Genomic DNA, 26,224 nt, shown 5'->3' with positions numbered 1-26,224 from the left:
CACATCAACGCCTGACCATGCTGGATGCAGACGCTTCCTCATCGTGAAAACTCACCGATTCTTAACAAATAGCAATCTTGCACCCCTGCTCTGGAACCAAGCGAACGCGACAATTTGTGCCTAATTCAACATAAAACATCAATTTTGAGCATAGACGGCCGCTATCGACTTCACGCATCCGTAACGCCCTCCCCCGGGCAAGGTCGATTCCTCATGCATTCCTTCAACCGGCTTTCTGTTGGCACCCGGCTCTCCGCGCTGCTGACCCTGGTCATCGCTATTTCGCTGGGCCTGCTGGCCCTGACCATCTACCGCCAGTCCGCTGGCGATATCGAATCCCAGGTCAAGGCCGAACTGCGCTCCAGCACCCGGCTGATGCAGCAGTCGGTGGCGATGTACGACGTCACCCTGACCGAAAGCACCCAGCGCCTGGGCAGCGTGTTCGACGACATGCTCCCCAGCGGCGCACGCACGCTCGATACCGCCAGCACCGTCACCATCGGCGAGCAGGCCACCCCGTCCCTGCGCGCCGGCAAGCAGGCGCTCAACCTCAATGTCAACGCGGTGGACCGCTTTGCGCAGGCCACCGGCGGTGTCGCCACGATCTTCGCGCGCACCGGCGAGGACTTCGTGCGTATCACCACCTCGCTGCGCAACAAGCAGAACGAACGCGTGATCGGCACCCTGCTCGACCGCAAGGGCAAGGCCTACGCCGCGTTGTCGCAAGGCAAGCCTTTCACCGGCCAGGCGCAGCTGTTCGGCGAGCAGTACATGACCCACTACCAGCCGCTGCGCAATGCCGCCGGCGAGGTGATCGGCGCGCTGTTCGTCGGTCGCAACTACACCCAGGGCCTGGCCGCGCTCAAGGCGCAGGTCGGCACCACCAAGCTCGGCCAGGATGGCTACTTCGTCATCGTCGACATGGCCCCGGGCGAACATCAGGGCCAGGTCATCGCCGCCCCGCCGGGCACCCCGGCCACCCTGGCGGCACTGGTACCGGCCGAGCAGCAGGCGCTGTTGCAATCGGTACTGGATGGCAAGCAGCCCAGCGCCAACCTGCAGTTGCGCGACGCCAAGGGCACTGCACAGGCATTCGAAGTCACCGCCCAGCGCTATGCGCCGTGGCAGTGGGCGGTGATCGGCACCCAGCCGCGCAGCGCCATCGACGGCCCGCTGGACGAGCTGATGGGCAGCATGCTGCTGTTCTCGCTGGTAGTGCTGGCGCTGTGCATCGCGGTGGTCTTTGTGGCGGCACGCAAGATGGTTACCCGCCCGTTGCTGGCGGTGGAGCGCGTGCTCGGCGATGTCGCGGCCGGCCGCCTGGACAACCCGATCGAGATCGACCGGCACGACGAACTTGGCCGCCTGCTGCTCAGCGCCCGCACCATGCGCGACGACTTGCGCGCACGTCTGGAACGCGACCACTTGATTGCCAGCGAAGCGCTGCGCGTGCGCACCGCACTGGACGACGTCAGCACAAACGTGATGATCGCCGACGCCGATCGCCGCATCATCTACGTCAATCGCCCGCTGCAGCGCATGCTCAAGAGCGTGCAGGACGAATTGCGCCGCGACCTGCCCCACTTCGATGCCGATGCCTTGATCAATGCCAGCATCGACCAGTTCCATCGCAAGCCCGAGCATCAGGCACGCATGCTCGATCAACTCACCGGCACGCATACCGCGCAGATCCATGTCGGCGGCCGCACCATGCGGCTGGTGGTCAACCCGGTGCTGGGCGCGGCCGGCGAGCGCATGGGTTTTGTGGTCGAGTGGGCCGACCGCACCCAGGAAGTGCAGGTCGAAGAAGAAGTCGCGCGTATCGTGCAGGCGGCCGCCGCTGGCGACCTGAGCGAGCGCGTCGGCACCCAGGGCAAGCAAGGCTTCCTGCTGCTTCTAGCAGAGCAACTCAACGTGCTGCTGGACAACAATGCAGATGGCCTGTCGCGCGTGTCCGCGCTGCTGTCGTCGCTGTCGCAAGGCGATCTGACCGCGCGCATGGACGGCGACCTGCAAGGCGTGTTCGCCACCATCCGCGACGACGCCAATGCCACCGCCGACCAGTTGGCCGGCATCGTGCGCCGGATCAAGGACTCCTCGCTGGCGATCAACTCCGCCGCCAGCGAAATCGCCACCGGCAACAGCGACCTGTCGCGTCGCACCGAGCAACAAGCCGCTGCGCTGGAAGAAACCGCCGCCTCGATGGAAGAGCTCACCGCCACCGTCAAGCAGAACGCCGACAACGCCGACCAGGCCAACCGCCTGGTGCTGGACGCAGCCGGCGTGGCGGCCAAGGGCGGCGATGTGGTCGGCCGCGTGGTCACCACCATGGCCGACATCGACACCTCGTCCAAGAAGATCGCCGAGATCATCTCCGTCATCGACGGCATCGCCTTCCAGACCAACATCCTGGCCTTGAACGCCGCAGTGGAAGCCGCACGTGCCGGCGAACAGGGCCGCGGCTTCGCGGTGGTCGCCTCCGAGGTGCGCAGCCTCGCCCAGCGCTCGGCCGGCGCCGCCAAGGAGATCAAGCACCTGATCGAAGACTCGGTCGCACGCATCGGTAGCGGTGCCGCACTCGCCTCCGAGGCCGGCAACACCATGCAGCAGGTGGTGAGCTCGGTGCAGCGCGTCACCGACATCATGGGCGAGATCACCAGCGCCTCGCGCGAGCAGGCCGCCGGCATCACCCAGGTCAACCAGACCGTCACTCAGATGGACGAAACCACCCAGCAGAACGCCGCATTGGTGGAAGAAGCCACTGCCGCAGCGCGCTCGATGGAAGACCAGGCCGCGCAGTTGGTGGACGCAGTGGCAGTGTTCCGTCTGGAACAGCAGGACCAGTTGAGCACCCTGCTGGCCAATGCACGCCACGCCTACCACTGATGTAAGTCAAACGCTCGGTGAGTCGAGGGCGCGGTGCCCTCGCCGCTCAGCACGACCTGTCTGCACAGTCCAATCACTTAGCGAGACAACCAAAGTTTCGAGTTGTGGCGGCGTCTAAATGCGCCCAAGCCTAGTCAGTCGAGGGCGCGGTGCCCTCGCCGCTCGCGGGACACGCCGTAAATCCGTCCCTGGAGGCTCAGTGGCGGCATCCATGCCGCCACATGGTCCCGCAATCGGCGAGGACACCGCACCAGAAAGTTGGTCGGCTGCTTGAAAACATGCGCACCGACCATCTCCACTGGTCCTTGCCCGCCCACCGTCGTGGGACCTTACGCGGCATGGATGCCGCGTAAGAGCCTACACGGACGTACTTGCGGCGTGTCCCGCGACGGTGGGCGGGCAAGGCCCCTGCAACCAAGCCGCAGTCGATTTATGAGCCGCTCTTAAAGATTTGGTTTTGCCGCCGATATCAAGGCGACGCCGGGACAACCGTCCGGGCGCATTCCCGCATCCACTGTGCTGGTGCTCATGTCCCAAGGCGATACCTCAGAGCTGGACCACGACGCCGATCACCTTGCCGAAGGCGACGAGCGCTATCTGCTGCGCAACAAACGGCAGATCCGTGGCTTGCTGCGCCAGCTGCTCGACCAACGCGCCGTGGTGACCATGCACGTGGCCGGCCGCGATATGGCCGTGCCCACCGCCGTGCTCGAAGTGGACGAAGACGACGACTGTGTGATTCTGGACGGCAGCCATAACGAGGCTTCCAACCGCGCCATCGAAGATGCCAAGTATCTGTTGTGCTACGCGCAACTGGAACGGGTCAATATTCGTTTCCGTCTGGAAACGCCCGACCGGCTGGAACGCGACATCCACGTCGCCTTCCGCGCTGCATTGCCCGACGCCATGTATCACATGCAGCGCCGCGAATCGTACCGGCTGGAAACGCCGATCACCGATTCGCCCATCTGCACCATTCGTCAAGACGACGCACAGGGCGGCACGCTCAACTTGCAGCTGCGCGTGATCGACATCAGCAGCGGCGGCCTGGCGGTAGCGATCACGGACGGCATGCCGCTGCTCGAACCGCAACGCACCTACCGCAATTGCACGCTGCAATTGCCCGACACCGCGCCGATCACGCTACCGCTCACCGTCTGCAGCCAATACAAGCAGTCCCTGCCCAACGGCAGCGAAGGCTTCCGTGTCGGCATGCAGTTCAGCGATCTGCCGCGTGGCGCCGACGAAACCATTCAACGCTATATTTTTCGCGTCGACCGCCAGCGCAACGCGCGCAAGAGCGGCGTGTTCTGAACCCGCCCGTACCGTGCACAGCGCACCGCTAAAGTTGCCGTGCGCTGCGCCGATGTTGCTAGGGCAACCTCTTCCACACTCTTTTTCGCACGCTTCTGCCGCATTTCTTCAGCAATCTGACACTCAGCCGCAACGCCCGGAGTTTCCATGAACGACAAAAGCACTGCCACCGGCACCGGTGGTGAATTCCTCAGCTTCGCCTTGGGCGAAGAACACTACGGCGTGGACATCCTGAAAGTGCAGGAAATCCGCGGCTACGATTCGGTCACCCGTCTGCCCGACGCTCCCGATTACATCAAGGGTGTGATCAACCTGCGTGGCACCATCGTGCCGGTGATCGACCTGCGCCTGAAGCTGCGGCTGAAAGAAGCGCGCTACGACGCCTTCACCGTGATGATCGTGCTCAACGTCGAAGACCGCGTGGTCGGCATCGTGGTGGACAGCGTCTCCGACGTGATCCCGCTCAACGACGACCAGATCCGCCCGACGCCGGAATTCGGTGCCGCCGTCGACACCCGTTTCATCTCGGGCATCGGTACCCAGGACGATCGCATGCTGATCCTGCTGGATATCGAAACCTTGCTGGACAGCGCCGAACTCGGTCAGCAGCAATTGGCCGAAGAAGCCGCCTGACGTATAGCGATCAAGGCACGTAACAAGCGCTCGTTATGCATGCTTAGTCAGAGCACGAAAGTCGTCGTGTAGCGCGCTACACGACGACTTTCTGCACGCAGCAAACCCGCCTGGGGGCTGCAGTGGTGCCGGCAGTCGCGGTTACGACCATCTGGTGTCGGGAGCTTCCCGACACGAGACGTGCGCCTAGAGTGAAGTGAGATAGGAATCACGTTTTTTAGATTCAAGTTGAACGGCAGCTAGCCGATAGCTGAATAGAAGCCCGCGCACTTAAACGGGTCACCGTTCGACTTTTGATTCTGGAGAATCCCAATGAAGTTCCTGCTCTCGCTCCTCCCCGTCGCTGCTCTCGTCATCGTTGCTCCCACGCTTTCGGCTCAGTCGCAGGAAATGATTCCGCCGGAAATGGCCACCCGCTTCGTCGGCAAGGACGGCATGGTGTGCGGCAAGGTCGAAAAGGCCAAGTACGCGCAGAGCTCGGAAGGCGAACCCACCTTCCTCTACATGGGTGGCATGTTCCCGCGCCACACCTTCTCGGCCCGCATCGACGGCGCCAACCGCGGCAAGTTCAGCTTTGCTCCCGAATCCCTGGAAGGCAAGGACGTCTGTGTCCTCGGCAAGATCCAGCGCGACAGCTCGCGTGCCGAAATCGAAGTCAGCTCGCCGGCCAGCCTGAAGCTCGCCACCATCAAGTAATCGCCTCGCACATCGCCACGCCCTCGCGCGTGGCGATCTGCTGTTTGCGCTTATGCGGACTGACTTCTACGGGGAATCGTGTCAATGCAATGGATCAACAATCTGAAATTGATGCCCAAGCTGATGCTGGCATTCGGCATCGTGCTGCTGATCTTGCTGGTGCAGGGGATCATCGCTTATTCGGGTCTGGCCTCGCTCAACAACGTCACCAGTGACCTGGCCGGCAACACCATGTCCAGCGTGCGCGAAGCAGGCGACCTGCGCGGCATGCTCGGCGAATACCGTAATGCTTCTTATCAAAGTTTGGTGCGCGCAAGCGACGCGGTGAAGCAGGAAGCCAAGCTCCGCGCCAAGCGGCTCGATGGCGAAATCGAAGCGACGATCAAGGGCTATCCCCGCCTGATCGAAAGCCCGGAGCAGAAGAAGCTGTTTGCGAGCTTCGTGGCAGACTGGAAGAAGGCCTCGGCTTCCTACGCCAGCGTCAACGAAATGCTCGAACTCAATCTGCCCGACGATGCCGTCGACACCTTCGTCGGCGAAACCCGCACCCTGCACAACAAGGCCAAGGATTCGCTGGCCGCGTTGATCGTCGAAGACAACCGCCTGGCGCAGGCGGCCAAGAGCAAGGCCGAGAAGGTCCACGCCACCTCGGTCACCTTGAGCATGGTGGTGTTGCTGCTCGGCATCGCTGGTGGCCTGGGTCTGGCGTTTCTGTTCGCCCGTTCCATCGTCAAGAGCATGCGCGGCGCGGTCTCCACCGCCACCGAAATCGCCGGCGGCAAACTCGATGGTCAGATCAACGTGCAGGGCCAGGACGAAGTGGGCGAACTGATGCGCTCCATGCAGCGCATGCAGCGCGATCTGAAGGAACGCATCGAACGCGACCAGAAGATTGCCGACGAAAACCTGCGCATTCGCACCGCGCTGGACAAGTCCTCCACCGCCACCTTCATCACCGATACCGATCGCATCATCATCTACGCCAACGAAGCGTTCATGAAGCTCGTCGCGCATTACGAAGGCAGCATCCGTCTGGCATCGTCGGATTTTGAAGCCAGCAAGATCATCGGTCAGCACATCAGTTATCTCGGCCTGCCCGAGACGACCGTGCGCAAGGCCATCGCAGCACTGGAACGCGACGGCATCACCAGCTTTGAAGAACGCTACGGCGAGTTCGTGATGATGCAGACCGTCACTGTCATCAAGAACGAGCAGGACGAAAGCACCGGCGATGTCTGCGAATGGCGCGACCGCACCATCGAAGTCCAGGTCGAAGAAGAAGTCGCCCGTATCGTGCGTGCCGCTGCCAGCGGCGACATGAGCGGCCGGGTGGAAACCGACGGCAAGCAGGGCTTCTTCCTGCAGCTGGCGCAGCAACTCAACGGCTTGCTGGATGCCAACGCTGCCAGCCTGGAGCAGATTTCCTCGCTGCTGTCGGCGCTGTCGCGTGGCGATCTGACCGTGCGCATGCACGGCGAATTCAGCGGCGTGTTCGCGCAGATGCGTGACGATGCCAATGCCACCGCCGAGCAGCTGGCCGACATCGTCGGGCGCATCAAGGTCTCCTCCACCGCCATCAACTCGGCGGCTGGCGAGATCGCCTCGGGCAATCAGGATCTGTCGCATCGTACCGAGCAGCAGGCAGCCAATCTGGAAGAAACCGCCGCCTCCATGGAGGAGCTCACCTCCACCGTCAGGCAGAACGCCGAAAGCGCCCGTCAGGCCAACCAGCTTGCCATCGGCGCCACCGGTGTGGCCTCGCAAGGCGGTGAAGTGGTCTCGCAGGTGGTCGCCACCATGTCCGGCATCGAAGCCTCGTCCAAGAAGATCGCCGACATCATCTCCGTCATCGACGGCATCGCGTTCCAGACCAACATCCTGGCCTTGAACGCAGCGGTGGAAGCCGCCCGTGCCGGTGAACAGGGCCGCGGCTTTGCCGTGGTGGCCTCGGAAGTGCGCACGCTGGCGCAGCGTTCGGCCGGTGCGGCCAAGGAGATCAAGGGACTGATCGACGACTCCGTGCACAAGGTCGCCGAAGGCTCGGCACTGGTGCGCAAGGCCGGTGCGACCATGGCCGATATCGTGGCCAGCGTGCAGCGCGTGACCGACATCATGGGCGAGATCTCTGCCGCTTCGCAGGAACAGTCGGCCGGGATCGAACAGGTCAACCAGACCATCACCCAGATGGACGAAACCACCCAGCAGAACGCCGCGCTGGTGGAAGAAGCCACTGCCGCCGCACGCTCGATGGAAGAGCAGGCCGGTCACCTGGCCGAAGCAGTCTCGGTGTTCAAGCTGGACGAGCCTGCCGCACCGGTCGCACGCGCGCGCCCGGTGGCCGTGGCCTCACGTCCGGTCGCAGCCAAGCCCGCTGCCAAACCGGCTGCGCGTGCAACGGCCGCGCCTTCGCGCCAGGCCAAGCCGCAGGCCGCACTGGCCGACGGTAACTGGCAAGAGTTCTGATTCACCGCTGTCACCCACACCGCCCCGGCCAAGCCGGGGCGGTGTGTTTCTACGGTGTATTTCTGCCTCTGTTGCGACGCGCATCTGCGCCGTCATCCCCTGCTGCCGGCGCCAAGCCGCAGCGTCATGCGGGACAAATACTCGGCAACCGGCCCCAACCTTCCGCGACGGCGCAGATTGGTGCTTCAGTTGCATGACCACATGGCCGATATCCAGTACTAGCTAACGACGCGTACGGATATGACGACCACCTCGACTTCCGCTTCAGACACACGCGAATTTGATTTTGGCGACCGCGATTTCAAACGCGTTTGCGATCTGATCTATCAGCGTGTCGGCATCGCCCTGGCTCCGGCCAAGCGCGACATGGTGTATGGCCGGTTGTCGCGTCGTCTGCGCGTGCTCGGTCTGCGCTCTTTCCGCGACTACATCGACCAGCTCGAAGCAGGCAACGACGAGGAAGAATGGCAGGCGTTCACCAACGCGCTGACCACCAACCTGACCTCGTTCTTCCGCGAGCCGCATCACTTCGACAAGCTGCGCGAAGAACTGCAAAAGCGTGCCTCGCAGGCACCGCTGAAGATCTGGTCGTGTGCGGCCTCCACCGGTGAGGAGCCCTACTCCATCGCCATCACCGCCTGCGAAGCCTTCGGCTCGCTGACGCCACCGGTGAGCATCATCGCCACCGACGTCGATACCCAGGTGCTGGAAACCGCCTCGCGCGGCGTCTACGCCATCGACCGCGTCGCCTCGCTGGATGCATCGATCAAGCGCAAGTATTTCCAGCGCGGCAGCGGCCCCAACGAAGGCAAGTGCCGGGTCATTCCGGCGCTGCGCCAGCTCATCGAATACAAGCAGTTGAATCTGCTGTCGCCGCGCTACGACGTCGGCGGCCCGTATGCGGCGCTGTTCTGCCGCAACGTGATGATCTATTTCGACAAGCCCACCCAGCGCGGCATCCTGTCGCGTCTGGTCAGCCACATGGGCGATGACGGCCTGCTCTATACCGGGCACTCGGAGAACTACCTGCACGCGGCCGACCTGATCCAGCCGTGCGGGCGCACGCTGTATCGGCGTGCTCCGCGCGCGGGAGCCGCTACATGAGTACCGCTGCGCAGGTCGACGATGTCATGCGCTACCGCGATTCGCGGTTCCAGACCATCACCGCCAAGCTGCTGCCCACCCAATACCTGGTGGTGGACGACGACACCGCGTTGACGACCACCTTGGGATCGTGCGTTGCGGCCTGTCTTCGCGACCCGGTGTTGAAGATCGGCGGCATGAACCATTTCCTGCTGCCGGAAGGCCAGGTTGGCGATGGCGCACCCGCGCGCTACGGCAGTTATGCGATGGAGTTGCTGATCAACGACATGCTCAAGCGCGGCGCGCATCGCAAGCGGATCGAAGCCAAGGTCTTCGGTGGCGCCAACGTGCTCAAGGGCTTCACGAGCAACCCGGTGGGCACCCGCAACGCCGAGTTCGTGCGCCAATACCTGCTGGCCGAGCACATCCCCATCATTGCCGAAGATCTGTGCGGCATCCATCCGCGCAAGGTCTGGTTCTTCCCGACGACCGGACGCGTTGTCGTGCAGCGGTTGCCGCACGCACACGAAGCCGAAGTCGCCGCTACCGAATCTGCCGTGCGCGCCCGTCTGTCCAAAGCACCGGTCACCGGTGGAGTGGAGTTGTTCGAATGACGCTGGAAACCCCTGTTCGCGTATTGATCGTCGACGACTCGGCGGTGGTGCGTCAGATGCTGACCGAGATCCTGTCGCGCGATGCCGGCATCGAAGTGATCGGCTCGGCCGCCGACCCGATCCTGGCGCGCGAAAAGATCAAACGCCTCAATCCGGACGTGATCACGCTGGATGTGGAAATGCCGCGCATGGACGGCCTGGTGTTCCTGGAAAACCTCATGCGCCTGCGCCCCACCCCGGTGGTGATGATTTCATCGCTGACCGAGCGTGGCGCCGACACCACCTTGCAGGCCTTGTCGCTGGGCGCGGTGGATTTCATCTCCAAGCCCAAGATCGATGTCGCACGCGGGCTGGAAGGCTATGCAGAAGAAATCGTCAGCAAGGTCAAGATGGCCTCCAAGGCCAAGGTCAGCGCGCTCAATCGCCCCAGCGCGCCCAAGGTCACCCTGGACATGCAGGCTGCGCCGGTGGCCGGCAGCGCCCTGCGCTTCCGTACCACCGACCGCCTGATCGCCATCGGCGCCTCGGCCGGCGGCACTGAAGCCCTGCGCGTGGTGCTCGAACACATGCCCGCCGATGCACCGGCGGTGGTCATGACCCAGCACTTGCCGGCCAGCTTCAGCACCGCTTTTGCCGAGCGTCTCAATCGTCACTCGGCCATGTCGGTGCGCGAAGCCAGCGATGGCGAAGCGATCCTGCCCGGCCACGCCTATCTGCCGCCCGGCGGCCAGCATCTGCGCATTATCCGCGACGGTGCCCGCTGGCGCTGCCGCATCGACGACGGCCCGCCGGTCAATCGCCACAAGCCGGCGGTGGACGTGCTGTTCCGCTCGGTCGCCGCCAACGCCGGCCCGAACGCGGTCGGCGCCATCCTCACCGGCATGGGTGACGACGGCGCACGCGGCCTGCTGGAAATGTTGCAGGCCGGCGCGCCCACGCTGGTGCAGGACGAAGCCAGCAGCGTGGTGTGGGGCATGCCCGGTGCCGCCTACAAGCTTGGCGCCGCGCAGGAAGTGGTGCCGCTGGACCGCGTTGCCGAGCGCTTGATCGCGCTGTCGGCGCAGGCACGTTGATCCGGCATGAGCGCCCTGCCCCCGTCTCCGACCGACCAGGCGGAGGTTCCCGGCGCACCGGGAACCACGCCGGTCGCTGCTGCGGATTCAACGGTAGATAGCGCGACAGCACTTGGCGCACTCGACACACCGTCGATCAAGGCCGGCCCGGTCACTGCCGGCATGGTCAAACCCGACGAACGCCCCGATGCCACGCGCTCGCGCCTGTTGGCCGAAGCGCTGGATGGCAGCAGCAGTGCGATCCTGATCTGCGATCTGCAATCGCATCTGCTGTATGCCAACGACGGCTTCCAGCGCATGTTCGGCTATACCGAGGCCGAACTGGTCGGCAAGCGTCCCTCGGACGTGCTCACCCGCGCGCAAAGCGATCAGAGCGAGGTGGCGCGCATCCGCGATCGCGCCGACGCCTTGCAGCAGACCCAGGCCGACCTGCTGGTCTATCGCAAGGACGGCACGCCGCTGTGGATCTCGCTCAACTTCAATCCGATCTACGACGCCAGGCACAACCCATCGCATTACGTGGCGGTGCTGACCGACATCACCGACACCAAGATGCACGAGGTGCTGCAGCACCGCGTGCTTGAGGCGCTGGTGCAGGAGCGTCCGCTGATCGACGTGATGACCTTGATCTGCACCGAGGTCGAACGCATCGCGCCGGACGTGCTGGCCACGGTGATGAGCGCGGACAACCAGGGCTGCCTGCATTCGCTGGCCGCCCCCAGCCTGCCGCCCGAATACGCCGATGCGGTCAACGGGTTGAAGATCGCGCCCGGTGCGGGCGCCTGCGGCACCGCCGCCTGGCGTGGCCGCGCGGTCATGGTGGAAGATATCGCCACCGACCCGCTGTTCGCACCGTACCGCGACCTGCTGCTGCCGATGGGCTTGCGCGCCTGCTGGAGCACGCCGATCCGCTCCAACAGCTCGCGCGTGCTCGGCACCTTCGCGCTGTATTACCGCAAGGCGCAACGTGCCGATACCTGGCATGTGCGGCTCACCGATCTGTGCCAACAGTTGTGCACGCTGGCGCTGGAACGCGAACAGATCCGCCAACGCGTGCATCAGCTCGCGTTCTACGATGCGCTGACCGGCCTGCCCAACCGCATCATGTTCAGCGCACGCGCCGAGCAGGCGTTGACGCAGGCCGAATACGCCAGCGAACCGGCCGCGTTGATGTTCATCAACATTGACCGCTTCAAGCTGATCAACGACAGCCAGGGCCATGCCGCAGGCGATGGCCTGTTGCGCGACATCGCATTACGCATCGGCGAACAACTCACCGCCACCGCCATGCTGGCGCGCCTGGCCGGCGACGAATTCGCGCTCGCCCTGCCGCAATGCAGTGCCGAACAGGCCAGCGCCGCCGCGGAGCGTCTGCTCTGCACCATCGCCGTGCCGTTGCCGGTCGGCCACATGACCGTGCATCCGTCTGCCAGCGTGGGCGTGGCGATGTTTCCCGAGGACGGTCGCGACATCAACATCCTGTTGCGGCATGCCGATCTGGCGATGAATCGCGCCAAGCAGGAAGGCGGCGGACGCTTCCGCTTCTTCAGCGCCGACATGAATCGCATGGCGCAGGAGCGCGTTGCGCTGGAAGCGGAGCTGCGCCAGGCCATCGGCCGCGACCAGTTGCAACTGCACTATCAACCGCAGCTGCACAGCGCCGCACCGCACGCGCTGTATGGCGTGGAAGCACTGCTGCGCTGGAACCACCCGCAACTCGGCGCGGTGTCGCCGGCACGGTTTCTGCCCGTGGCCGAAGAACAAGGCATGATGCCGCAGCTCAACGATTGGGTATTGCGCCGCGCCTGCCAGCAGGTCGCCGACTGGCGCCAACGCGGCGTGCCGGTGGCCCGTGTATCGGTGAATCTGTCGGCCAGCAGTTTCGAAAGTCCGCGCATGCTCAGCGACCTGCTCAGACTCATCGCCGACATGGGCGTGCTGCCCTCCGATCTCACGTTGGAAATGACCGAAAGCGTGATGCTCTCCGGGCAACCCGGCGTGCTGGAAAACCTGCACGCCATCCGCGAGGCCGGCATCTCGTTGTCGCTGGACGACTTCGGCACCGGCTATTCCAGCCTGAGCCATCTGCACCGCCTGCCGATCGACGAACTCAAGCTGGACATGAGCTTCGTGCGCGACATCGAACACAGCGAAGACGCTCGCGCGCTCACCACCTCGGTGTTGCGCATCGGCGAACATCTGCGCAAGCACGTGGTTGCAGAAGGCGTGGAAAACGAGGCGCAGCGCTTGTTCCTCGCCGACCTGGGCTGCGAAGTGCTGCAGGGCTATCTGTTCTCACGGCCGTTGCCGGCTGCGGCGTTGGAAGCCTGGTTGGGTGCGCAGCCTTAGAGCATTGAAGCCTCAGCGATTTACTTCAGCCTTCGCTGCTGCCTCAACCTTGACAGCTGTTTCAGCCTCGGCCGTTGCGTAGACCGTAATCGTTGAAGTTCTGATCGCGCTTGGGCTGGTGGCACTCAAGTAACTCGTACCCTCATCCGGCGCTTCGCGCCACCTTCTCCCGTAGGAGAAGGGAACTAAAGCCCCTCTCCCTGCGGGAGAGGGGTTGGGGTGAGGGTACGGGCTTCATCCATGCACTGCTGCACTGACCGACGCCTTCGTCTAAGCGCTGCCTTCAAGCGTAGCTCTCAGCGACCATGCCAACACCTTGCCCCACTGTCCGCTTCAACCATCCCAACAACTGTGCGGTGACGAACGCCGGATTCTCCAGCGACGCGATATGCCCGGCATCGGGCACCAACTCGTAATCGCAGCCGATCACTTCGGCCATCAGCCATAGCTCTTCCGGCGGGCGCGGAATATCGTATTCGCCACCCAACAAGAACGTGTTTGCCGGATTCAGCGCCGACATCGCCTCCAACCGATCGGCACGCCCGAAGATCAACCGGCCCAATGGCACCACCGATGCGCGCAGCTGCTCGGCCGACATCGCCGCCAGGCGCTGCGCAAACGCAGCCGGCAACGCAGAGCTCAGATCGATACCGGGACGGAAAAAGATCGGCACGATTGCCTCGATCAACGCAGGCGTCACCTGCCCCGCCGCCTCGATCGCATCCAGCAAGCCGAAATAACGCGTCTGAGTCGCCTGCGGCTCGGCACCCAGAAACGTATCCATCAGCACCAGGCTGCGCACACGCTCCGGCGCAAGCAACGCAAGCTCCGCGCCCCACATGCCACCGACCGACAAACCGACCACCGCGCATTGCGGCAGTTCCAGCGCATCCAGCAATAGCAGCATCTGTTCGGCAAGATCGCCAACCGTCTGCGTGCCGGCTGGCAGTGCCGCCGATTGCCCATGTCCCCACAGCTCGGGAACGATGACCCGATAGTACTGCGAGAGCGCGTGAATCTGCGGCTCCCACATGGCCGCATCCCAGAGGTAGCTGTGGCCAAGCAGAACCGGAAACCCTTGACCGTATTGTGCGTAGTGCAGCGTTTGACCAGCGATCGTGCAAATAGGCATTGGAAATCATGAGAGCCATGGGAGCGGCGCCACTCTAGTCCCCTGCACTTCAGATTTTTGTTGCAACGCGACAGGCGAGTTAACTGCTATTGGCTTTAATTTCCGGCATCGTGCAGGCAAAGCGAAGTGACCGCCCGAATAACGAAAAACGCCCGGCATTGCCGGGCGTTTTCGAACACGAGATCAAGCAGCTCGATCAGGCCGCGACGGTATCGGCGACATCCTGATACTCCTGGATCTGATCGAAGTTCATGTAGCGGTAGATCTGATCGCCACTGGTCTTGATCACGCCCACATCAGCCATGTACTCGTCCTTGGTCGGGATGCGACCCAGACGCGAGCAGATCGCGGCCAACTCTGCCGAACCCAGATACACGTTGGTGTTGCGGCCAAGACGATTCGGGAAGTTACGCGTGGAGGTGGAGAACACCGTGGCGCCCTCGCGTGCCTGTGCCTGGTTGCCCATGCACAGCGAGCAGCCCGGCATTTCCATGCGTGCGCCGGCTGCACCGAAGGTCCCGTAATGGCCTTCCTTGGTCAGCTCGGAGGCGTCCATCTTGGTCGGCGGCGCAACCCACAAGCGGGTCGGGATATCGCGCTTGCCTTCCAGCAACTTGGCAGCGGCACGGAAGTGACCGATGTTGGTCATGCACGAACCGATGAACACCTCGTCGATCGCCGCACCGGCAACCTCGGACAGCGTCTTGACGTCGTCCGGGTCGTTCGGGCACGCCACGATTGGCTCGTGGATATCGGCCAGATCGATCTCGATGACGGCGGCATACTCGGCGTCGGCATCGGGCTGCAGCAGCTGCGGATCGGCCAGCCATTCTTCCATCTTCTTGATGCGGCGGCCCAGCGTGCGCGCATCCGCGTAGCCTTCGGCAATCATCCAGCGCAGCAGGGTGATGTTGCTGGTCAGGTATTCGATGATCGGCGCCTTGTCCAGGTGCACGGTGCAACCTGCGGCCGAACGTTCGGCCGAGGCATCGGACAGCTCGAACGCCTGCTCCACCTTCAGATTCGGCAAGCCTTCGATCTCCAGGATGCGGCCGGAGAAGATGTTCTTCTTGCCCTGCTTGGCCACGGTCAGCAGACCGTCCTTGATCGCATACAGCGGGATCGCGTTGACCAGGTCACGTAGGGTCACGCCCGGCTGCATCTCACCCTTGAAGCGCACCAGCACGCTCTCGGGCATGTCCAGCGGCATCACACCGGTGGCGGCGGCAAAGGCCACCAGACCGGAGCCGGCCGGGAACGAAATACCGATCGGGAAACGGGTGTGCGAGTCGCCGCCGGTGCCGACGGTGTCGGGCAGCAGCATGCGATTGAGCCAGCTGTGAATCACGCCGTCGCCCGGACGCAGCGAGACGCCGCCACGGGTGGAGATGAACTCCGGCAAGGTGTGGTGGGTCTTGACGTCCACCGGCTTCGGATAAGCGGCGGTGTGGCAGAACGACTGCATCACCAGGTCGGCCGAGAAGCCCAGGCAGGCCAGGTCCTTCAGCTCGTCGCGGGTCATCGGGCCGGTGGTGTCCTGCGAGCCCACCGAGGTCATCTTCGGTTCGCAATAGGTGCCCGGGCGCATGCCCTCGCCTTCCGGCAAGCCACAGGCGCGGCCGACCATCTTCTGCGCCAGCGAGAAGCCCTTGCCGGTATCCGGTGGCACCATCGGCAGACGGAACAGATCCGACGCCGGCAGGCCCAGGAATTCGCGCGCCTTGGCGGTCAGGCCGCGGCCCACGATCAGCGGAATGCGGCCACCGGCGCGCACTTCATCGAACAGCACGTCCGACTTCATCGCGAACTCGGCGATCACCTGGCCGTTCTTCAGCGCCTTGCCGTCGTACGGACGCAGCTCGACCACATCGCCGTGCTCCATCTGCGACACGTCCAGCTCGATCGGCAATGCACCCGCATCTTCCATCGTGTTGTAGAAGATCGGCGCGATCTTCGCGCCCAGGCACACGCCGCCGAAGCGCTTGTTCGGAATGAACGGAATGTCCTCGCCGGTCCACCACAGCACCGAGTTGGTCGCCGACTTGCGCGAGGAACCGGTACCGACCACATCGCCCACATAGGCGACCAGATGGCCCTTGTCCTTGAGATCGGCAATGGCCTGGATCGGGCCGCGCTTGCCGTCTTCTTCCGGCACGAACGCCGCGCCGTCGCGCGCGTTCTTGAGCATCGCGAGCGCATGCAGCGGGATGTCCGGGCGGGTGGTCGCATCCGGGGCCGGCGACAGGTCGTCGGTGTTGGTTTCGCCCGGCACCTTGAACACGGTGACGGTCAGGCTCTGCGGCACTTCCGGCTTGCTGGTGAACCACTCGGCCTCGGCCCAGCTCTGCAGCACGGCCTTGGCGTGCGCATTACCGGCCTCGGCCTTTTCCTGCACGTCGTGGAAGGCATCGAACACCAGCAAGGTGTGCTTGAGCGCTTCGGCGGCGGTGGCGCCCAGCTCGGCGTTGTCGAGCAGATCGATCAGCGGCTGGATGTTGTAGCCGCCCAGCATGGTGCCGAGCAGCTCGGTCGCACGCGTGGGGTTGATCAGTGCGGTGGTCTCGGTGCCGAACGCCAGCGCGGCCAGGTACGAGGCCTTGACCTTGGCAGCGTCGTCGACGCCGGCCGGCACGCGCTGGCTGAGCAGCTCGACCAGGAACTCCGCTTCACCCGCAGGCGGGGCCTTGAGCAGCTCGATGACCTCGGCGGTCTGCTGCGCGGTCAGCGGCAGCGGCGGGATACCGAGCGCGGCGCGCTCTGCAACGTGGTGGCGATAGGCTTCCAACATGCGGATTCTCCGAAAAGACAACGTGTGAATGTGTAAAACGTGAATGTGTAAATGCGAAACGTGGATGCGTGCGGATCAGCTTGCGGGTTTGGGAACAACGATCTTCAAACCCTTGAAGTAGTCGCGAAAAAAGCCCTCGTCGCGGGTGATCAGCCCATCGCACTGGAGCATCGCGTGGGCGCCGATCAGAAAATCGGCCACCACCCGCTCGCGCTTGCCGCCACGAGCGCGGAAGCGCTTGTTCATATGGCCGGCGCGTACCGCCGCCGCTTCCTGGGTGGCTTCGTAACGCACTCCGATCGAGGCCAGCGTTTCCATCAGGTCGACCTGGGTATCGAGCATGGCCAGCACCTCGGCCACCACCGCATCGCAGACCACCACCTCGTCACGCGCCAGCGCATCACCGATGCAGATCTCCGACACCTCGCCGTAGACCGCATCGCCGATCAGGATGTCCAGCAGCACCGAAGAATCCAGGGCGATCATGGGTCGAACGGATCCCCGGGCGCGCGGCCACGGATGGCGCGCATGGCTTCGTCGGTGTTGGTCAGGCCGTCGACCAGCTTGAACTTGCCGCGCACCTTGCGCAGCGCCTCGCTGACGTCCTTGCGCAGGATGATGCGGCCGCCGTCGAGCTCGATCTTGAGCGTGGTGCCCTTGGTCAGGCCCAGGGCATCGCGTACGGCTTTGGGCAGCGTGATCTGCCCGCGTTCGGCAACTGTGGCTTCCATGAAGCTGGCCCCGGCATAAAGTATGCAGCGATTCTACATACTTGACTTGTCGTACTCAAGGCCACATACCGAGTCTTGCAACCGAACGTACACACTGAATTAGTCACACTGTTCAGAAGAAACCTAAAGCCTGCTGCCATAGGAGTGATGCATGAGCGATTCCTTTTCCACCCGCACCTCGCTTGAGGTCCACGGCAAGCGCTACGAGTACTACAGCCTGCCAAAGCTGGGCGAGCGCTTCGATATCGGCCACCTGCCCTATTCCATGAAGATCCTGCTGGAGAACCTGCTCCGGCATGAAGACGGCGGTGTCACCGTCGGCAAGGACCACATCGAGGCGGTCGCCAAATGGGACCCCAAGGCCGAGCCCGATATCGAGATCGCCTTCATGCCGGCCCGCGTGGTGCTGCAGGACTTCACCGGCGTGCCGTGCGTGGTCGACCTGGCCGCGATGCGCGATGCCGTGGTCAAGCTCGGCGGCAACGCCGACCAGATCAACCCGCAGATTCCCTCTGAATTGGTCATCGACCACTCCGTGCAGGTGGATGTGTTCGGCTCGGCCGATGCGCTCGACCTCAACGGCAAAATCGAATTCCAGCGCAATCAGGAACGTTACGGCTTCCTGCGCTGGGGTCAGAAGGCCTTTGAAAACTTCAAGGTGGTGCCGCCCAACACCGGCATCGTCCATCAGGTGAACCTGGAAAACCTGGCGCGCGTGGTGATGAGCGCGGACAAGGACGGGACCCAGATTGCCTATCCGGACACCGTGTTCGGCACCGACAGCCACACCACCATGATCAACGGCATCGGCGTGTTGGGCTGGGGCGTTGGCGGGATCGAGGCCGAGGCGGCAATGCTTGGGCAGCCGTCGTCCATGCTGATTCCGCAGGTGGTCGGCTTCAAGCTCAGCGGCAAGATGCCTGAAGGCGCCACCGCCACCGACCTGGTACTCACCGTCACCCAGATGCTGCGCAAGGCCGGCGTGGTCGGCAAGTTCGTCGAGTTCTATGGCGAAGGCTTGCAGCATCTGCCGCTGGCCGACCGCGCCACCATCGGCAACATGGCACCGGAATACGGCGCCACCTGCGGCATCTTCCCGGTCGACGAAGAATCGCTGACCTATCTGCGCCTGTCCGGCCGCAGCGAGGAACAGATTGCGCTGGTCGAGGCCTATGCAAAGGCGCAGGGTTTGTGGCACGACGCCAATACTCCGCAGGCGCAATACAGCGCCACGCTGGAGCTGGACATGGGCGAGGTCAAGCCGTCGTTGGCCGGCCCCAAGCGGCCGCAGGATCGGGTGCTGCTGGAAGACATGCAGACCAACTTCCGCGAGAGCCTCAAGCCGTTCGTGGATGCGCGCAGCAAGCGCGCAACCGATATCAAGCAGGAAGACCGCCTGAAGAACGAAGGCGGCGGCGGGACCGCAGTTGGTGCCAAGGCCGCTCAGGCCGAGAGCGCCACCGACAGCGGCGCCGGTTGGCAGCTGCGCGACGGCTCGGTGGTGATCGCCGCGATCACCTCCTGCACCAATACCTCCAACCCGGCGGTGATGCTCGGCGCCGGCCTGCTCGCGCGTAATGCGGCGGCCAAGGGCCTGAAGGCGCAGCCATGGGTGAAAACCTCGCTCGGGCCTGGCTCGCGTGTGGTCACCGATTACCTGACCAAGGCCGGCGTGCTCGCCGATCTGGAAACACTCGGTTTCTACGTGGTCGGCTACGGCTGCACCACCTGCATCGGCAACTCCGGCCCGCTGCCGGACGACGTCTCGGCAGCGATCGCCAAGGACGATCTGGTGGTGTCCTCGGTGTTGTCGGGCAACCGCAACTTCGAAGGCCGCGTGCATCCCGAAGTGAAGATGAACTACCTCGCCTCGCCGCCGCTGGTGGTGGCGTATGCGATCGCCGGTACCACCGACATCGACCTCACCACCGAGCCGCTGGGTACCGGCAGCGACGGACAGCCGGTGTATCTGCGCGACATCTGGCCGAGCAACAAGGAAATCGGCGACACCATCGCCGCCACCGTCGGCCCGGAAATGTTCAAGCAGAACTACGCCGACGTGTTCAAGGGCGACAGCCGCTGGACCACCATCGCCTCCCCGGACGGTGCGCTATACGAATGGGACGCGGCCTCGACCTACATCAAGAACCCACCCTACTTCGACGGCATGACCATGCAGGTCGGCCACGTCGAGGACGTGCACGGCGCGCGCATCATGGGCCTGTTCGGCGACTCGATCACCACCGACCACATCTCCCCGGCCGGCAACATCAAGAAGGATTCGCCGGCGGGTCGCTTCCTACAGGAGCGCGGCGTGCAGCCGGCCGACTTCAATAGCTACGGCAGCCGTCGCGGCAACGACGATGTCATGGTGCGCGGCACCTTCGCCAACATCCGCATCAAGAACCTGATGTTCGGCGGCGAAGAAGGCGGCAACACGCTGTATTACCCCGCCAACGGTGGCCAGCCGGAAAAGCTGGCGATCTACGACGCGGCAGTGAAGTACAAGGCCGATGGCGTGCCGTTGGTGGTGCTGGCCGGCAAGGAATACGGCACCGGCTCATCGCGCGACTGGGCGGCCAAGGGCACCAACCTGCTCGGCGTCAAGGCGGTGATTGCCGAGAGCTTCGAGCGCATCCATCGCTCCAACCTAGTCGGCATGGGCGTGCTGCCGCTGCAGTTCCTCGAGAACGAAAACGCGCAGACGCTGGGTCTGGATGGCTCCGAGGTCTTGGACATCACCGGCCTGCAAGATGGCGCCAGCCGTCGCGCCACCGTCGATGCCAAGAAGTCCGACGGCAGCGTCAAGCAGTTCCAGGTCAAGGTACTGCTGCTCACGCCCAAGGAAGTGGAGTACTTCAAGCACGGTGGTTTGTTGCAGTACGTGCTACGCCAATTGGCTGCACGCAAAGCGGCCTGATCGCCCAGCGCATTGCGCTTCACACGTTCAACGACACTCCCGCCGCTTGGCGGGAGTGTCGTTTCAGGCAAGCGCTCAAGGCCCGGTCGGCTCCCACTGCGCGTGATACAGCTGCCAGTCGCCGCCCTGCAATCGCCAGCCGGTGGTCACCTGATACGTCTGTGCCTGCTCGGGTAGCCAGCGCCCGCTGCCACCGGTCAGCAACGCAGTGAAACGCACGCTTGCGGTGTCACCGCGCAGTTGCACATCCACCGGCCCCAAGGTCACGCCGATCTGTTGATTGCCCAGCATCTGCAGCTGCATCAATCGCCGCAGACCGGCTGCGTCCAGTCCTTGTTCGCCGACGAAATCCTCGGCCACCGGCGCCATCGCATCGCCGATCTCGCGTGCTTCGATCGCCTGATGCAGTTGCTCCAGCGTCGCGCGCAAACGTTGTTCCGGCGCAGGCCGTGCGCAACCGATGAGCGCAAGCATGCACAGTACGGCGAGCCAGTATCGCCATCGCAGTTGAATGCTGCCCTGCATCACACTTCGCCTTTTACATGCATGACGGTATGCTGCCACTTGCAGTCGTGCCGTGGAACACACCGCGTCACGCACCGAACACCCTGGAGGGGGGCAGATGAATCAGGCACGTCCTTGGTTACAGAGTTATCCGGCCGGCGTCGCCGCCGAGATCGATCTTGAGCAGTTCCGCACCGTTGCGGAAGTGTTCGCCACGTCGGTCGCGCGCTTCGCCGATCGCCCCGCGTATCACAGCTTCGGCAAGACCATCACCTACCGCGAAGCCGATCAGCTGGTCGAGCAGTTTGCCGCCTATCTGCTTGGCGAATTGCAGTTGAAAAAAGGCGATCGCGTCGCCTTGATGATGCCCAACTGCCTGCAGTACCCGGTCGCCACGTTCGGCATCCTGCGTGCCGGCCTGACCGTGGTCAATGTCAATCCGCTGTACACCCCGCGCGAGCTGAAGCATCAGCTGATCGACTCCGGCGCCAGCGTACTGGTGGTCATCGACAACTTCGGTACCACCGTGCAGCAGGTCATCGCCGACACCCCGGTCAAGCAGGTGATCACTACCGGCCTGGGCGACATGCTCGGCTTCCCGAAAGCGGCGGTGGTCAACTTCGTCGTCAAGTACGTCAAGAAGCTGGTGCCGGAGTATCGCCTCAAGGGCGCGATCCGTTTCCGTGACGCGCTCGCGCTGGGCCGCAAACACAAAGTTCCGACGCTGCAGATCGAGTCCGACGACATCGCCTTCCTGCAATACACCGGTGGCACCACCGGCGTGGCCAAGGGCGCGATGCTGACCCACCGCAACCTGGTCGCCAACATGCAGCAGGCGCACCAGTGGCTGGCCAGCACCGGCAAGCTGGAAGAAGGCCACGAGGTGGTGATCACCGCGCTGCCGCTGTATCACATCTTCGCACTGACGGCGAACGGGCTGGTCTTCATGAAGATCGGCGGCTGCAATCACCTGATCAGCAACCCGCGCGACATGCCCGGCTTCGTCAAGGAATTGAAGAAGACCCGCTTCACTGCCTTCACCGGCGTCAACACGCTGTTCAACGGCCTGCTCAATACGCCCGGTTTCGATCAGGTCGACTTCTCCTCGCTCAAGATGTCCCTCGGCGGCGGCATGGCGGTGCAACGCTCGGTCGCCGAACGCTGGAAGAAGGTCACCGGCCTGACCCTGGTCGAGGCCTACGGCCTGACCGAGACCTCGCCGGCCGCCTGCATCAACCCGATGGATCTGAAGGACTACAACGGCTCGATCGGCCTGCCGATTCCGTCCACCGATGCCTGCATCAAGGACGACGCCGGTGCGGAGCTGGCGATCGGCGAGATCGGCGAGCTGTGCATCAAGGGCCCTCAAGTGATGAAGGGCTATTGGAAGAAACCCGAAGAAACCGCCAAGGTCATGGACGCCGAGGGCTGGCTGCACACCGGCGATATCGCACGTATGGACGAGCAAGGCTTCGTCTATATCGTCGATCGCAAGAAGGACATGATTCTGGTCTCCGGCTTCAACGTGTATCCGAACGAGATCGAAGACGTGATCGCCGAGATGCCAGGCGTACTGGAAGTGGCCGCCGTGGGCGTGCCGGACGAGAAGTCCGGCGAGATCGTCAAGGCCGTCATCGTCAAGAAGGACCCTGCCCTGACCGCCGAGGCCGTGAAGGCGCACTGCCGCGCCAACCTGACCGGCTACAAGCAGCCGCGCGTGATCGAATTCCGCAAGGAATTGCCGAAAACCAACGTCGGCAAGATTCTGCGTCGCGAGCTGCGGGACGCGCCGAAGGGGTAATCCTACCTGCCATCGCAGGATCGAGGCCGTTCAGCCATCATCTCGCGCCCGCAATGCCGCAAGGCCTTGCGGGCGCTTGCTTTTGCACGCATAGAATCAGCTGTCGGCGCACGCTCCTCGTTCCTCTCACTCTCCGTCCGTAAGGCGGCCGGCCGGACGGTCTTCACGGAGAACCACCATGTCTGCAGTTCAACCTTTTGTTCGCACCACGATCGGTTCCACCCTACGCGTCATCGAAGAACTGCAACGCGACGTCTACTGGATTCACATGCATGCCGATCTGGCCATAAATCCAGGTCGCGCCTGCTTCTCTTCGCGCCTGGTCGACGACATCACCGGCTACCAGGTCGAGCTCGGCCAGCGCCTTCTCCATGCCGGTGCGACGTCCCCACACGTGGTGTTGGCATCGGACAGCGACGTTTTCAACCTTGGCGGTGATCTGGCGCTGTTCTGCCAGTTGATTCGCGAAGGCGATCGCGCCCGCTTGCTCGACTACGCGCAGCGTTGCGTGCGCGGGGTGCACGCGTTTCACGTTGGCCTCGGCGCACGTGCGCACAGCATCGCTCTGGTCCAGGGCAATGCGCTGGGCGGCGGTTTCGAGGCGGCATTGAGCTGCCATACCATCATTGCCGAGGAAGGCGTGATGATGGGGCTGCCCGAAGTCCTGTTCGATCTGTTCCCGGGCATGGGTGCCTACTCTTTTATGTGCCAGCGCGTCAGCCCGCAATTGGCGCAGCGGATCATGCTCAATGGCAATCTGTACTCGGCTGAAGAACTGCTCGCCATGGGGCTGATCGATCGCGTGGTCCCACGCGGCCAGGGTGTGGCTGCAGTGGAACAGGTGATCCGTGAGAGCAAGCGTACGCCGCACGCATGGGCAGCGATGCAGCAGGTACGCGAAATGACCACCGCCGTACCGCTGGAAGAGATGATGCGCATCACCGAGATCTGGGTAGATACAGCGATGCAGTTGGGCGAAAAATCGCTGCGCACGATGGACCGACTGGTACGAGCGCAGTCGCGCCGCTCGGGACTCGATGCCGGCTGATGCGCCGGCCGCCCTATTCGCTATTACGGGGGGAGCACTCTTCGTCCTTGGCGCGCTTCACGCGTGCGTCGAGTGCGTCCTTTCCGGCCTGCAATTGGCCGCGCAACGCAGACAGCCGCTGCCGCCACTCTGCCTGCAATTGCCAGTCGGCCATGCGCATCAATTCGCCCCCGCTACCGGCAACCTGCGCCAGACCCAGGTTGCTGGCAACGCCACGCAATGCATGCGCGCTCTCACGCAACTGCTCCCAATCCGAACGGGTTCCATCACGCTCGATCGCACCGACGCAGTTCTGCGCGTCTTCCAGGCACTGACGCACGAACTGGTGTTCGAACTCATCTCCCATACCCAGTGCAGCCAGCTCGTCCAGCACACTGGCATCGAGCACACCATCGAACATGTCCGGGATCTGCACACTTGTTGTCGGCGTGACCAAGAGCCGCGTACTGACAGCCAGATCGGCCAAGGTATCCAGCAACTTCGCTGCAACAACCGGCTTGGCCAAGAACGCACGCGCGCCGGCTTGTTCGCATGTACGAATCGCGTCGGGCGTGACATCGGCACTCAGTACCACAACCGGGGTATAACGCATTCCGCTGGCCTGCATTACCCGTAATTGCTTGAGCATGTCCAGACCACTCATGCCCGGCATGTGCAGATCGACGATGACCGCATCGAAATCTTCTTCAGCCATTGCGTCCAGCACCTGCTCGGCGCCGTTGACGCACCTCACCTTGTGCCCGGCCTTTTCCAGCAACCGCTGCAACACCATGCGGTTTGCTTCGTGGTCGTCGGCCACCAACATGCGCATGCTGCGCACGCGCGCGCGATGACGCAGAAATGGATTGGAGAACGCGATGACGTTGGAGGCTTCCAGTTCGTCTTGCGTTCCCACGAGTGCGCCGCCAGACACCTGTGCGGGTGCCGCCTGCACAGGTGCGCGGATCGCCATCGGCAGTTCGAACCAGAACACGCTACCGCTGGGCTGGTTCTCCTTGAACCCGATGCTGCCGCCCATTGCCTCCACCAACCCCTTGGCGATGGTGGTGCCAAGCCCGGTCCCCTCATAACGCCGCGACAGGCCAACGTCGGCCTGCTCGAACGCGTCGAACAGCCGCGACCGCATATCCAGCGGCACCCCGATGCCGGTGTCTTCCACATCGAACCGCAGTCGCAGTGCACTGCCGGCGGACACTCGCGTGATCCGCAGCAGCACATGGCCTTGCTCGGTGAATTTGACGGCATTGCCCACGATGTTGAGCAGTACCTGCCGCAGATGACCATTGTCACCCTTAAGCAAATCGGGAACGTCGGCAGCAACCTGGGTGCTGTAGTGCAAGCCTCGCGCCCTGGCCTGCGGCTGCAGGATCAGTCCAATCGCGCCGAGTAGCTCACGCAGCGAAAAATCGCGCTGGTCGATGCGAATCTTGCCGGCCTCGATCGCTGAAATGTCCAACACTTCTTCGACCAGGGACAGCAGGCTGCGTGCCGACGCCTGGATGGTGTTGACGCACTCCTTCTGCTCAGCATCAAGGCGCGTGGTTGCCAGCACTTCGGTCATGCCCGACAGCCCATTGAGCGGCGTGCGGAATTCGTGACTCATATTGGCCAGAAAACGGCTCTTGGCCTGATTGGCATGACGCGCCTCGCGCACCGCCCGTGTCATCGCACGCAACAGCGAATCGAAGTACAGCGGCACGGCGATCAGGCCCAGCAACAAGCCCCAGCTCAGGTATGGATTGGCTTTCCAATAAGGTGAAATCAGGATGGCGCTGAGGAAGCACAGGCTGCCCATTGCCGTAGCGGCGCGCAGATAGTTGCTGCCGTAGCGCAGACCGTTGCCGATGGTCACCCACATGCACACTGCGTACAACGGTGAGGCAGGCTCGCCCTGGATCGCCATGATGGCACCGGTGCAGGTGTAATCCAGCAGCATGCCGATCAGGCGCCGCGTGTGGGACACCTGCGGTCGCAGCAGGATCGCCACCATCAGGCCAAGCGACACCACCAGCTCGCCCACCAGGATCAACCAAGTGGCAACCAGCGTGTCGCCGTGCGTATGTTGGTAGCGCCAGCCCAGGTAAGAAATAAACAGGGTGGTGATGATGATACGGACCAGATTTTGCGCGTGCTCCGTGTCCGCCCGTCCTGACAGACGTTGCTTCAACCATGGCAGTGGAAACTTCATA

18 protein-coding genes and 1 pseudogene are annotated in these 26,224 nt (G+C 63.5%); 12 read left to right on the top strand and 7 right to left on the bottom strand.

Features of this window, described 5'->3' with window-relative positions; genetic code table 11:
- Nucleotides 1-213: 213 nt before the first annotated feature.
- A complete protein-coding gene (locus tag AC1KVG_RS00250; protein WP_481093146.1) occupies nt 214-2,886 on the top strand; it encodes a methyl-accepting chemotaxis protein in 2,673 nt (890 codons plus the stop codon).
- A 134-nt stretch (nt 2,887-3,020) separates the two neighbouring features.
- Here the strand turns inward: AC1KVG_RS00250 and AC1KVG_RS00245 are convergent.
- Nucleotides 3,021-3,215, bottom strand: a pseudogene (locus AC1KVG_RS00245) (hypothetical protein); the annotation flags it as partial.
- A 199-nt stretch (nt 3,216-3,414) separates the two neighbouring features.
- Here AC1KVG_RS00245 and AC1KVG_RS00240 point away from each other — a divergent pair.
- The 8 genes from AC1KVG_RS00240 (at nt 3,415) to AC1KVG_RS00205 (ending at nt 13,111) form a co-directional block, all read left to right on the top strand.
- Nucleotides 3,415-4,200, top strand: a complete 786-nt coding sequence (locus AC1KVG_RS00240; RefSeq protein ID WP_043889772.1) for a flagellar brake protein — start codon at nt 3,415-3,417, stop codon at nt 4,198-4,200.
- Nucleotides 4,201-4,347: 147 nt separating this feature from the next.
- On the top strand, nt 4,348-4,833 hold the full coding sequence (locus tag AC1KVG_RS00235; protein WP_006451575.1) for a chemotaxis protein CheW: 486 nt from the start codon (nt 4,348-4,350) through the stop codon (nt 4,831-4,833).
- A 312-nt stretch (nt 4,834-5,145) separates the two neighbouring features.
- Nucleotides 5,146-5,529, top strand: coding sequence for a hypothetical protein (locus tag AC1KVG_RS00230; protein ID WP_005993867.1), 384 nt, complete (start codon nt 5,146-5,148; stop codon nt 5,527-5,529).
- Nucleotides 5,530-5,613: 84 nt separating this feature from the next.
- The gene (locus AC1KVG_RS00225) at nt 5,614-7,992 is read left to right on the top strand and encodes a methyl-accepting chemotaxis protein (protein WP_481093145.1); all 2,379 of its coding nucleotides are present in this window, start codon (nt 5,614-5,616) and stop codon (nt 7,990-7,992) included.
- 240 nt (nt 7,993-8,232) lie between these two features.
- Nucleotides 8,233-9,096, top strand: coding sequence for a CheR family methyltransferase (locus AC1KVG_RS00220; protein WP_023903866.1), 864 nt, complete (start codon nt 8,233-8,235; stop codon nt 9,094-9,096).
- The gene (gene cheD / locus AC1KVG_RS00215; protein ID WP_481093144.1) at nt 9,093-9,689 is read left to right on the top strand and encodes a chemoreceptor glutamine deamidase CheD; all 597 of its coding nucleotides are present in this window, start codon (nt 9,093-9,095) and stop codon (nt 9,687-9,689) included. Before AC1KVG_RS00220 ends, cheD begins: the two co-directional genes overlap by 4 nt.
- Nucleotides 9,686-10,762, top strand: coding sequence for a protein-glutamate methylesterase/protein-glutamine glutaminase (locus AC1KVG_RS00210; protein WP_006448344.1), 1,077 nt, complete (start codon nt 9,686-9,688; stop codon nt 10,760-10,762). Before cheD ends, AC1KVG_RS00210 begins: the two co-directional genes overlap by 4 nt.
- A gap of 6 nt (nt 10,763-10,768) precedes the next feature.
- Complete coding sequence (locus AC1KVG_RS00205) at nt 10,769-13,111, top strand: putative bifunctional diguanylate cyclase/phosphodiesterase (RefSeq protein ID WP_481093143.1); 2,343 nt, start codon at nt 10,769-10,771, stop codon at nt 13,109-13,111.
- A 283-nt stretch (nt 13,112-13,394) separates the two neighbouring features.
- Here the strand turns inward: AC1KVG_RS00205 and AC1KVG_RS00200 are convergent, their stop codons facing one another.
- From AC1KVG_RS00200 to AC1KVG_RS00185, 4 genes are all read right to left on the bottom strand, one after another.
- Nucleotides 13,395-14,243, bottom strand: a complete 849-nt coding sequence (locus tag AC1KVG_RS00200) for an alpha/beta fold hydrolase (RefSeq protein WP_481093142.1) — start codon at nt 14,241-14,243, stop codon at nt 13,395-13,397.
- A gap of 196 nt (nt 14,244-14,439) precedes the next feature.
- A complete protein-coding gene (gene acnB / locus AC1KVG_RS00195; RefSeq protein ID WP_074057548.1) occupies nt 14,440-17,031 on the bottom strand; it encodes a bifunctional aconitate hydratase 2/2-methylisocitrate dehydratase in 2,592 nt (863 codons plus the stop codon).
- Nucleotides 17,032-17,106: 75 nt separating this feature from the next.
- Nucleotides 17,107-17,517, bottom strand: coding sequence for a type II toxin-antitoxin system VapC family toxin (locus tag AC1KVG_RS00190; RefSeq protein WP_006451233.1), 411 nt, complete (start codon nt 17,515-17,517; stop codon nt 17,107-17,109).
- Nucleotides 17,514-17,762, bottom strand: coding sequence for an AbrB/MazE/SpoVT family DNA-binding domain-containing protein (locus tag AC1KVG_RS00185; RefSeq protein ID WP_002806474.1), 249 nt, complete (start codon nt 17,760-17,762; stop codon nt 17,514-17,516). The genes AC1KVG_RS00190 and AC1KVG_RS00185 overlap by 4 nt, the downstream gene beginning before the upstream one ends.
- Before the next feature lie 151 nt (nt 17,763-17,913).
- Here AC1KVG_RS00185 and acnA point away from each other — a divergent pair, with 151 nt between their 5' ends.
- Complete coding sequence (acnA, locus tag AC1KVG_RS00180; RefSeq protein ID WP_481093141.1) at nt 17,914-20,682, top strand: aconitate hydratase AcnA; 2,769 nt, start codon at nt 17,914-17,916, stop codon at nt 20,680-20,682.
- A gap of 75 nt (nt 20,683-20,757) precedes the next feature.
- On the opposite strand, the gene AC1KVG_RS00175 is transcribed toward acnA, so the two are convergent.
- Nucleotides 20,758-21,207 carry a nuclear transport factor 2 family protein gene (locus tag AC1KVG_RS00175; protein WP_481093140.1) on the bottom strand — a complete coding sequence of 150 codons (450 nt, stop codon included), beginning with the start codon at nt 21,205-21,207 and terminating at the stop codon, nt 20,758-20,760.
- Between the two features lie 97 nt (nt 21,208-21,304).
- Here AC1KVG_RS00175 and rpfB point away from each other — a divergent pair, with 97 nt between their 5' ends.
- Nucleotides 21,305-22,987, top strand: coding sequence for a fatty acyl-CoA ligase RpfB (gene rpfB, locus AC1KVG_RS00170; RefSeq protein WP_481093139.1), 1,683 nt, complete (start codon nt 21,305-21,307; stop codon nt 22,985-22,987).
- A gap of 178 nt (nt 22,988-23,165) precedes the next feature.
- The gene (gene rpfF, locus AC1KVG_RS00165; RefSeq protein WP_268211683.1) at nt 23,166-24,035 is read left to right on the top strand and encodes a diffusible signal factor synthase RpfF; all 870 of its coding nucleotides are present in this window, start codon (nt 23,166-23,168) and stop codon (nt 24,033-24,035) included.
- Between the two features lie 13 nt (nt 24,036-24,048).
- Here rpfF and rpfC read toward each other — a convergent pair whose 3' ends face one another.
- Nucleotides 24,049-26,223: a sensor histidine kinase RpfC gene (gene rpfC, locus AC1KVG_RS00160; RefSeq protein WP_481093138.1), complete on the bottom strand. Its 2,175-nt coding sequence runs from the start codon at nt 26,221-26,223 to the stop codon at nt 24,049-24,051.
- Nucleotide 26,224: the final 1 nt, after the last annotated feature.

The sequence above is a fragment of the Xanthomonas sp. NCPPB 3959 genome (assembly GCF_056675575.1).
This window is presented reverse-complemented; position numbering and strand designations above follow the sequence as displayed.

Bases quoted from the DNA above. Each gene is read 5' to 3' on its own strand.
- AC1KVG_RS00190 (WP_006451233.1), bottom strand. From the start codon at position 17,517: ATGATCGCCCTGGATTCTTCGGTGCTGCTGGACATCCTGATCGGCGAT.
- AC1KVG_RS00250 (WP_481093146.1), top strand. From the start codon at position 214: ATGCATTCCTTCAACCGGCTTTCTGTTGGCACCCGGCTCTCCGCGCTG.
- acnB (WP_074057548.1), bottom strand. From the start codon at position 17,031: ATGTTGGAAGCCTATCGCCACCACGTTGCAGAGCGCGCCGCGCTCGGT.
- AC1KVG_RS00235 (WP_006451575.1), top strand. From the start codon at position 4,348: ATGAACGACAAAAGCACTGCCACCGGCACCGGTGGTGAATTCCTCAGC.
- rpfB (WP_481093139.1), top strand. From the start codon at position 21,305: ATGAATCAGGCACGTCCTTGGTTACAGAGTTATCCGGCCGGCGTCGCC.
- cheD (WP_481093144.1), top strand. From the start codon at position 9,093: ATGAGTACCGCTGCGCAGGTCGACGATGTCATGCGCTACCGCGATTCG.
- AC1KVG_RS00210 (WP_006448344.1), top strand. From the start codon at position 9,686: ATGACGCTGGAAACCCCTGTTCGCGTATTGATCGTCGACGACTCGGCG.
- AC1KVG_RS00220 (WP_023903866.1), top strand. From the start codon at position 8,233: ATGACGACCACCTCGACTTCCGCTTCAGACACACGCGAATTTGATTTT.
- AC1KVG_RS00240 (WP_043889772.1), top strand. From the start codon at position 3,415: ATGTCCCAAGGCGATACCTCAGAGCTGGACCACGACGCCGATCACCTT.
- AC1KVG_RS00225 (WP_481093145.1), top strand. From the start codon at position 5,614: ATGCAATGGATCAACAATCTGAAATTGATGCCCAAGCTGATGCTGGCA.
- acnA (WP_481093141.1), top strand. From the start codon at position 17,914: ATGAGCGATTCCTTTTCCACCCGCACCTCGCTTGAGGTCCACGGCAAG.
- AC1KVG_RS00230 (WP_005993867.1), top strand. From the start codon at position 5,146: ATGAAGTTCCTGCTCTCGCTCCTCCCCGTCGCTGCTCTCGTCATCGTT.
- AC1KVG_RS00205 (WP_481093143.1), top strand. From the start codon at position 10,769: ATGAGCGCCCTGCCCCCGTCTCCGACCGACCAGGCGGAGGTTCCCGGC.
- rpfC (WP_481093138.1), bottom strand. From the start codon at position 26,223: ATGAAGTTTCCACTGCCATGGTTGAAGCAACGTCTGTCAGGACGGGCG.
- AC1KVG_RS00200 (WP_481093142.1), bottom strand. From the start codon at position 14,243: ATGCCTATTTGCACGATCGCTGGTCAAACGCTGCACTACGCACAATAC.
- AC1KVG_RS00185 (WP_002806474.1), bottom strand. From the start codon at position 17,762: ATGGAAGCCACAGTTGCCGAACGCGGGCAGATCACGCTGCCCAAAGCC.
- rpfF (WP_268211683.1), top strand. From the start codon at position 23,166: ATGTCTGCAGTTCAACCTTTTGTTCGCACCACGATCGGTTCCACCCTA.
- AC1KVG_RS00175 (WP_481093140.1), bottom strand. From the start codon at position 21,207: ATGCAGGGCAGCATTCAACTGCGATGGCGATACTGGCTCGCCGTACTG.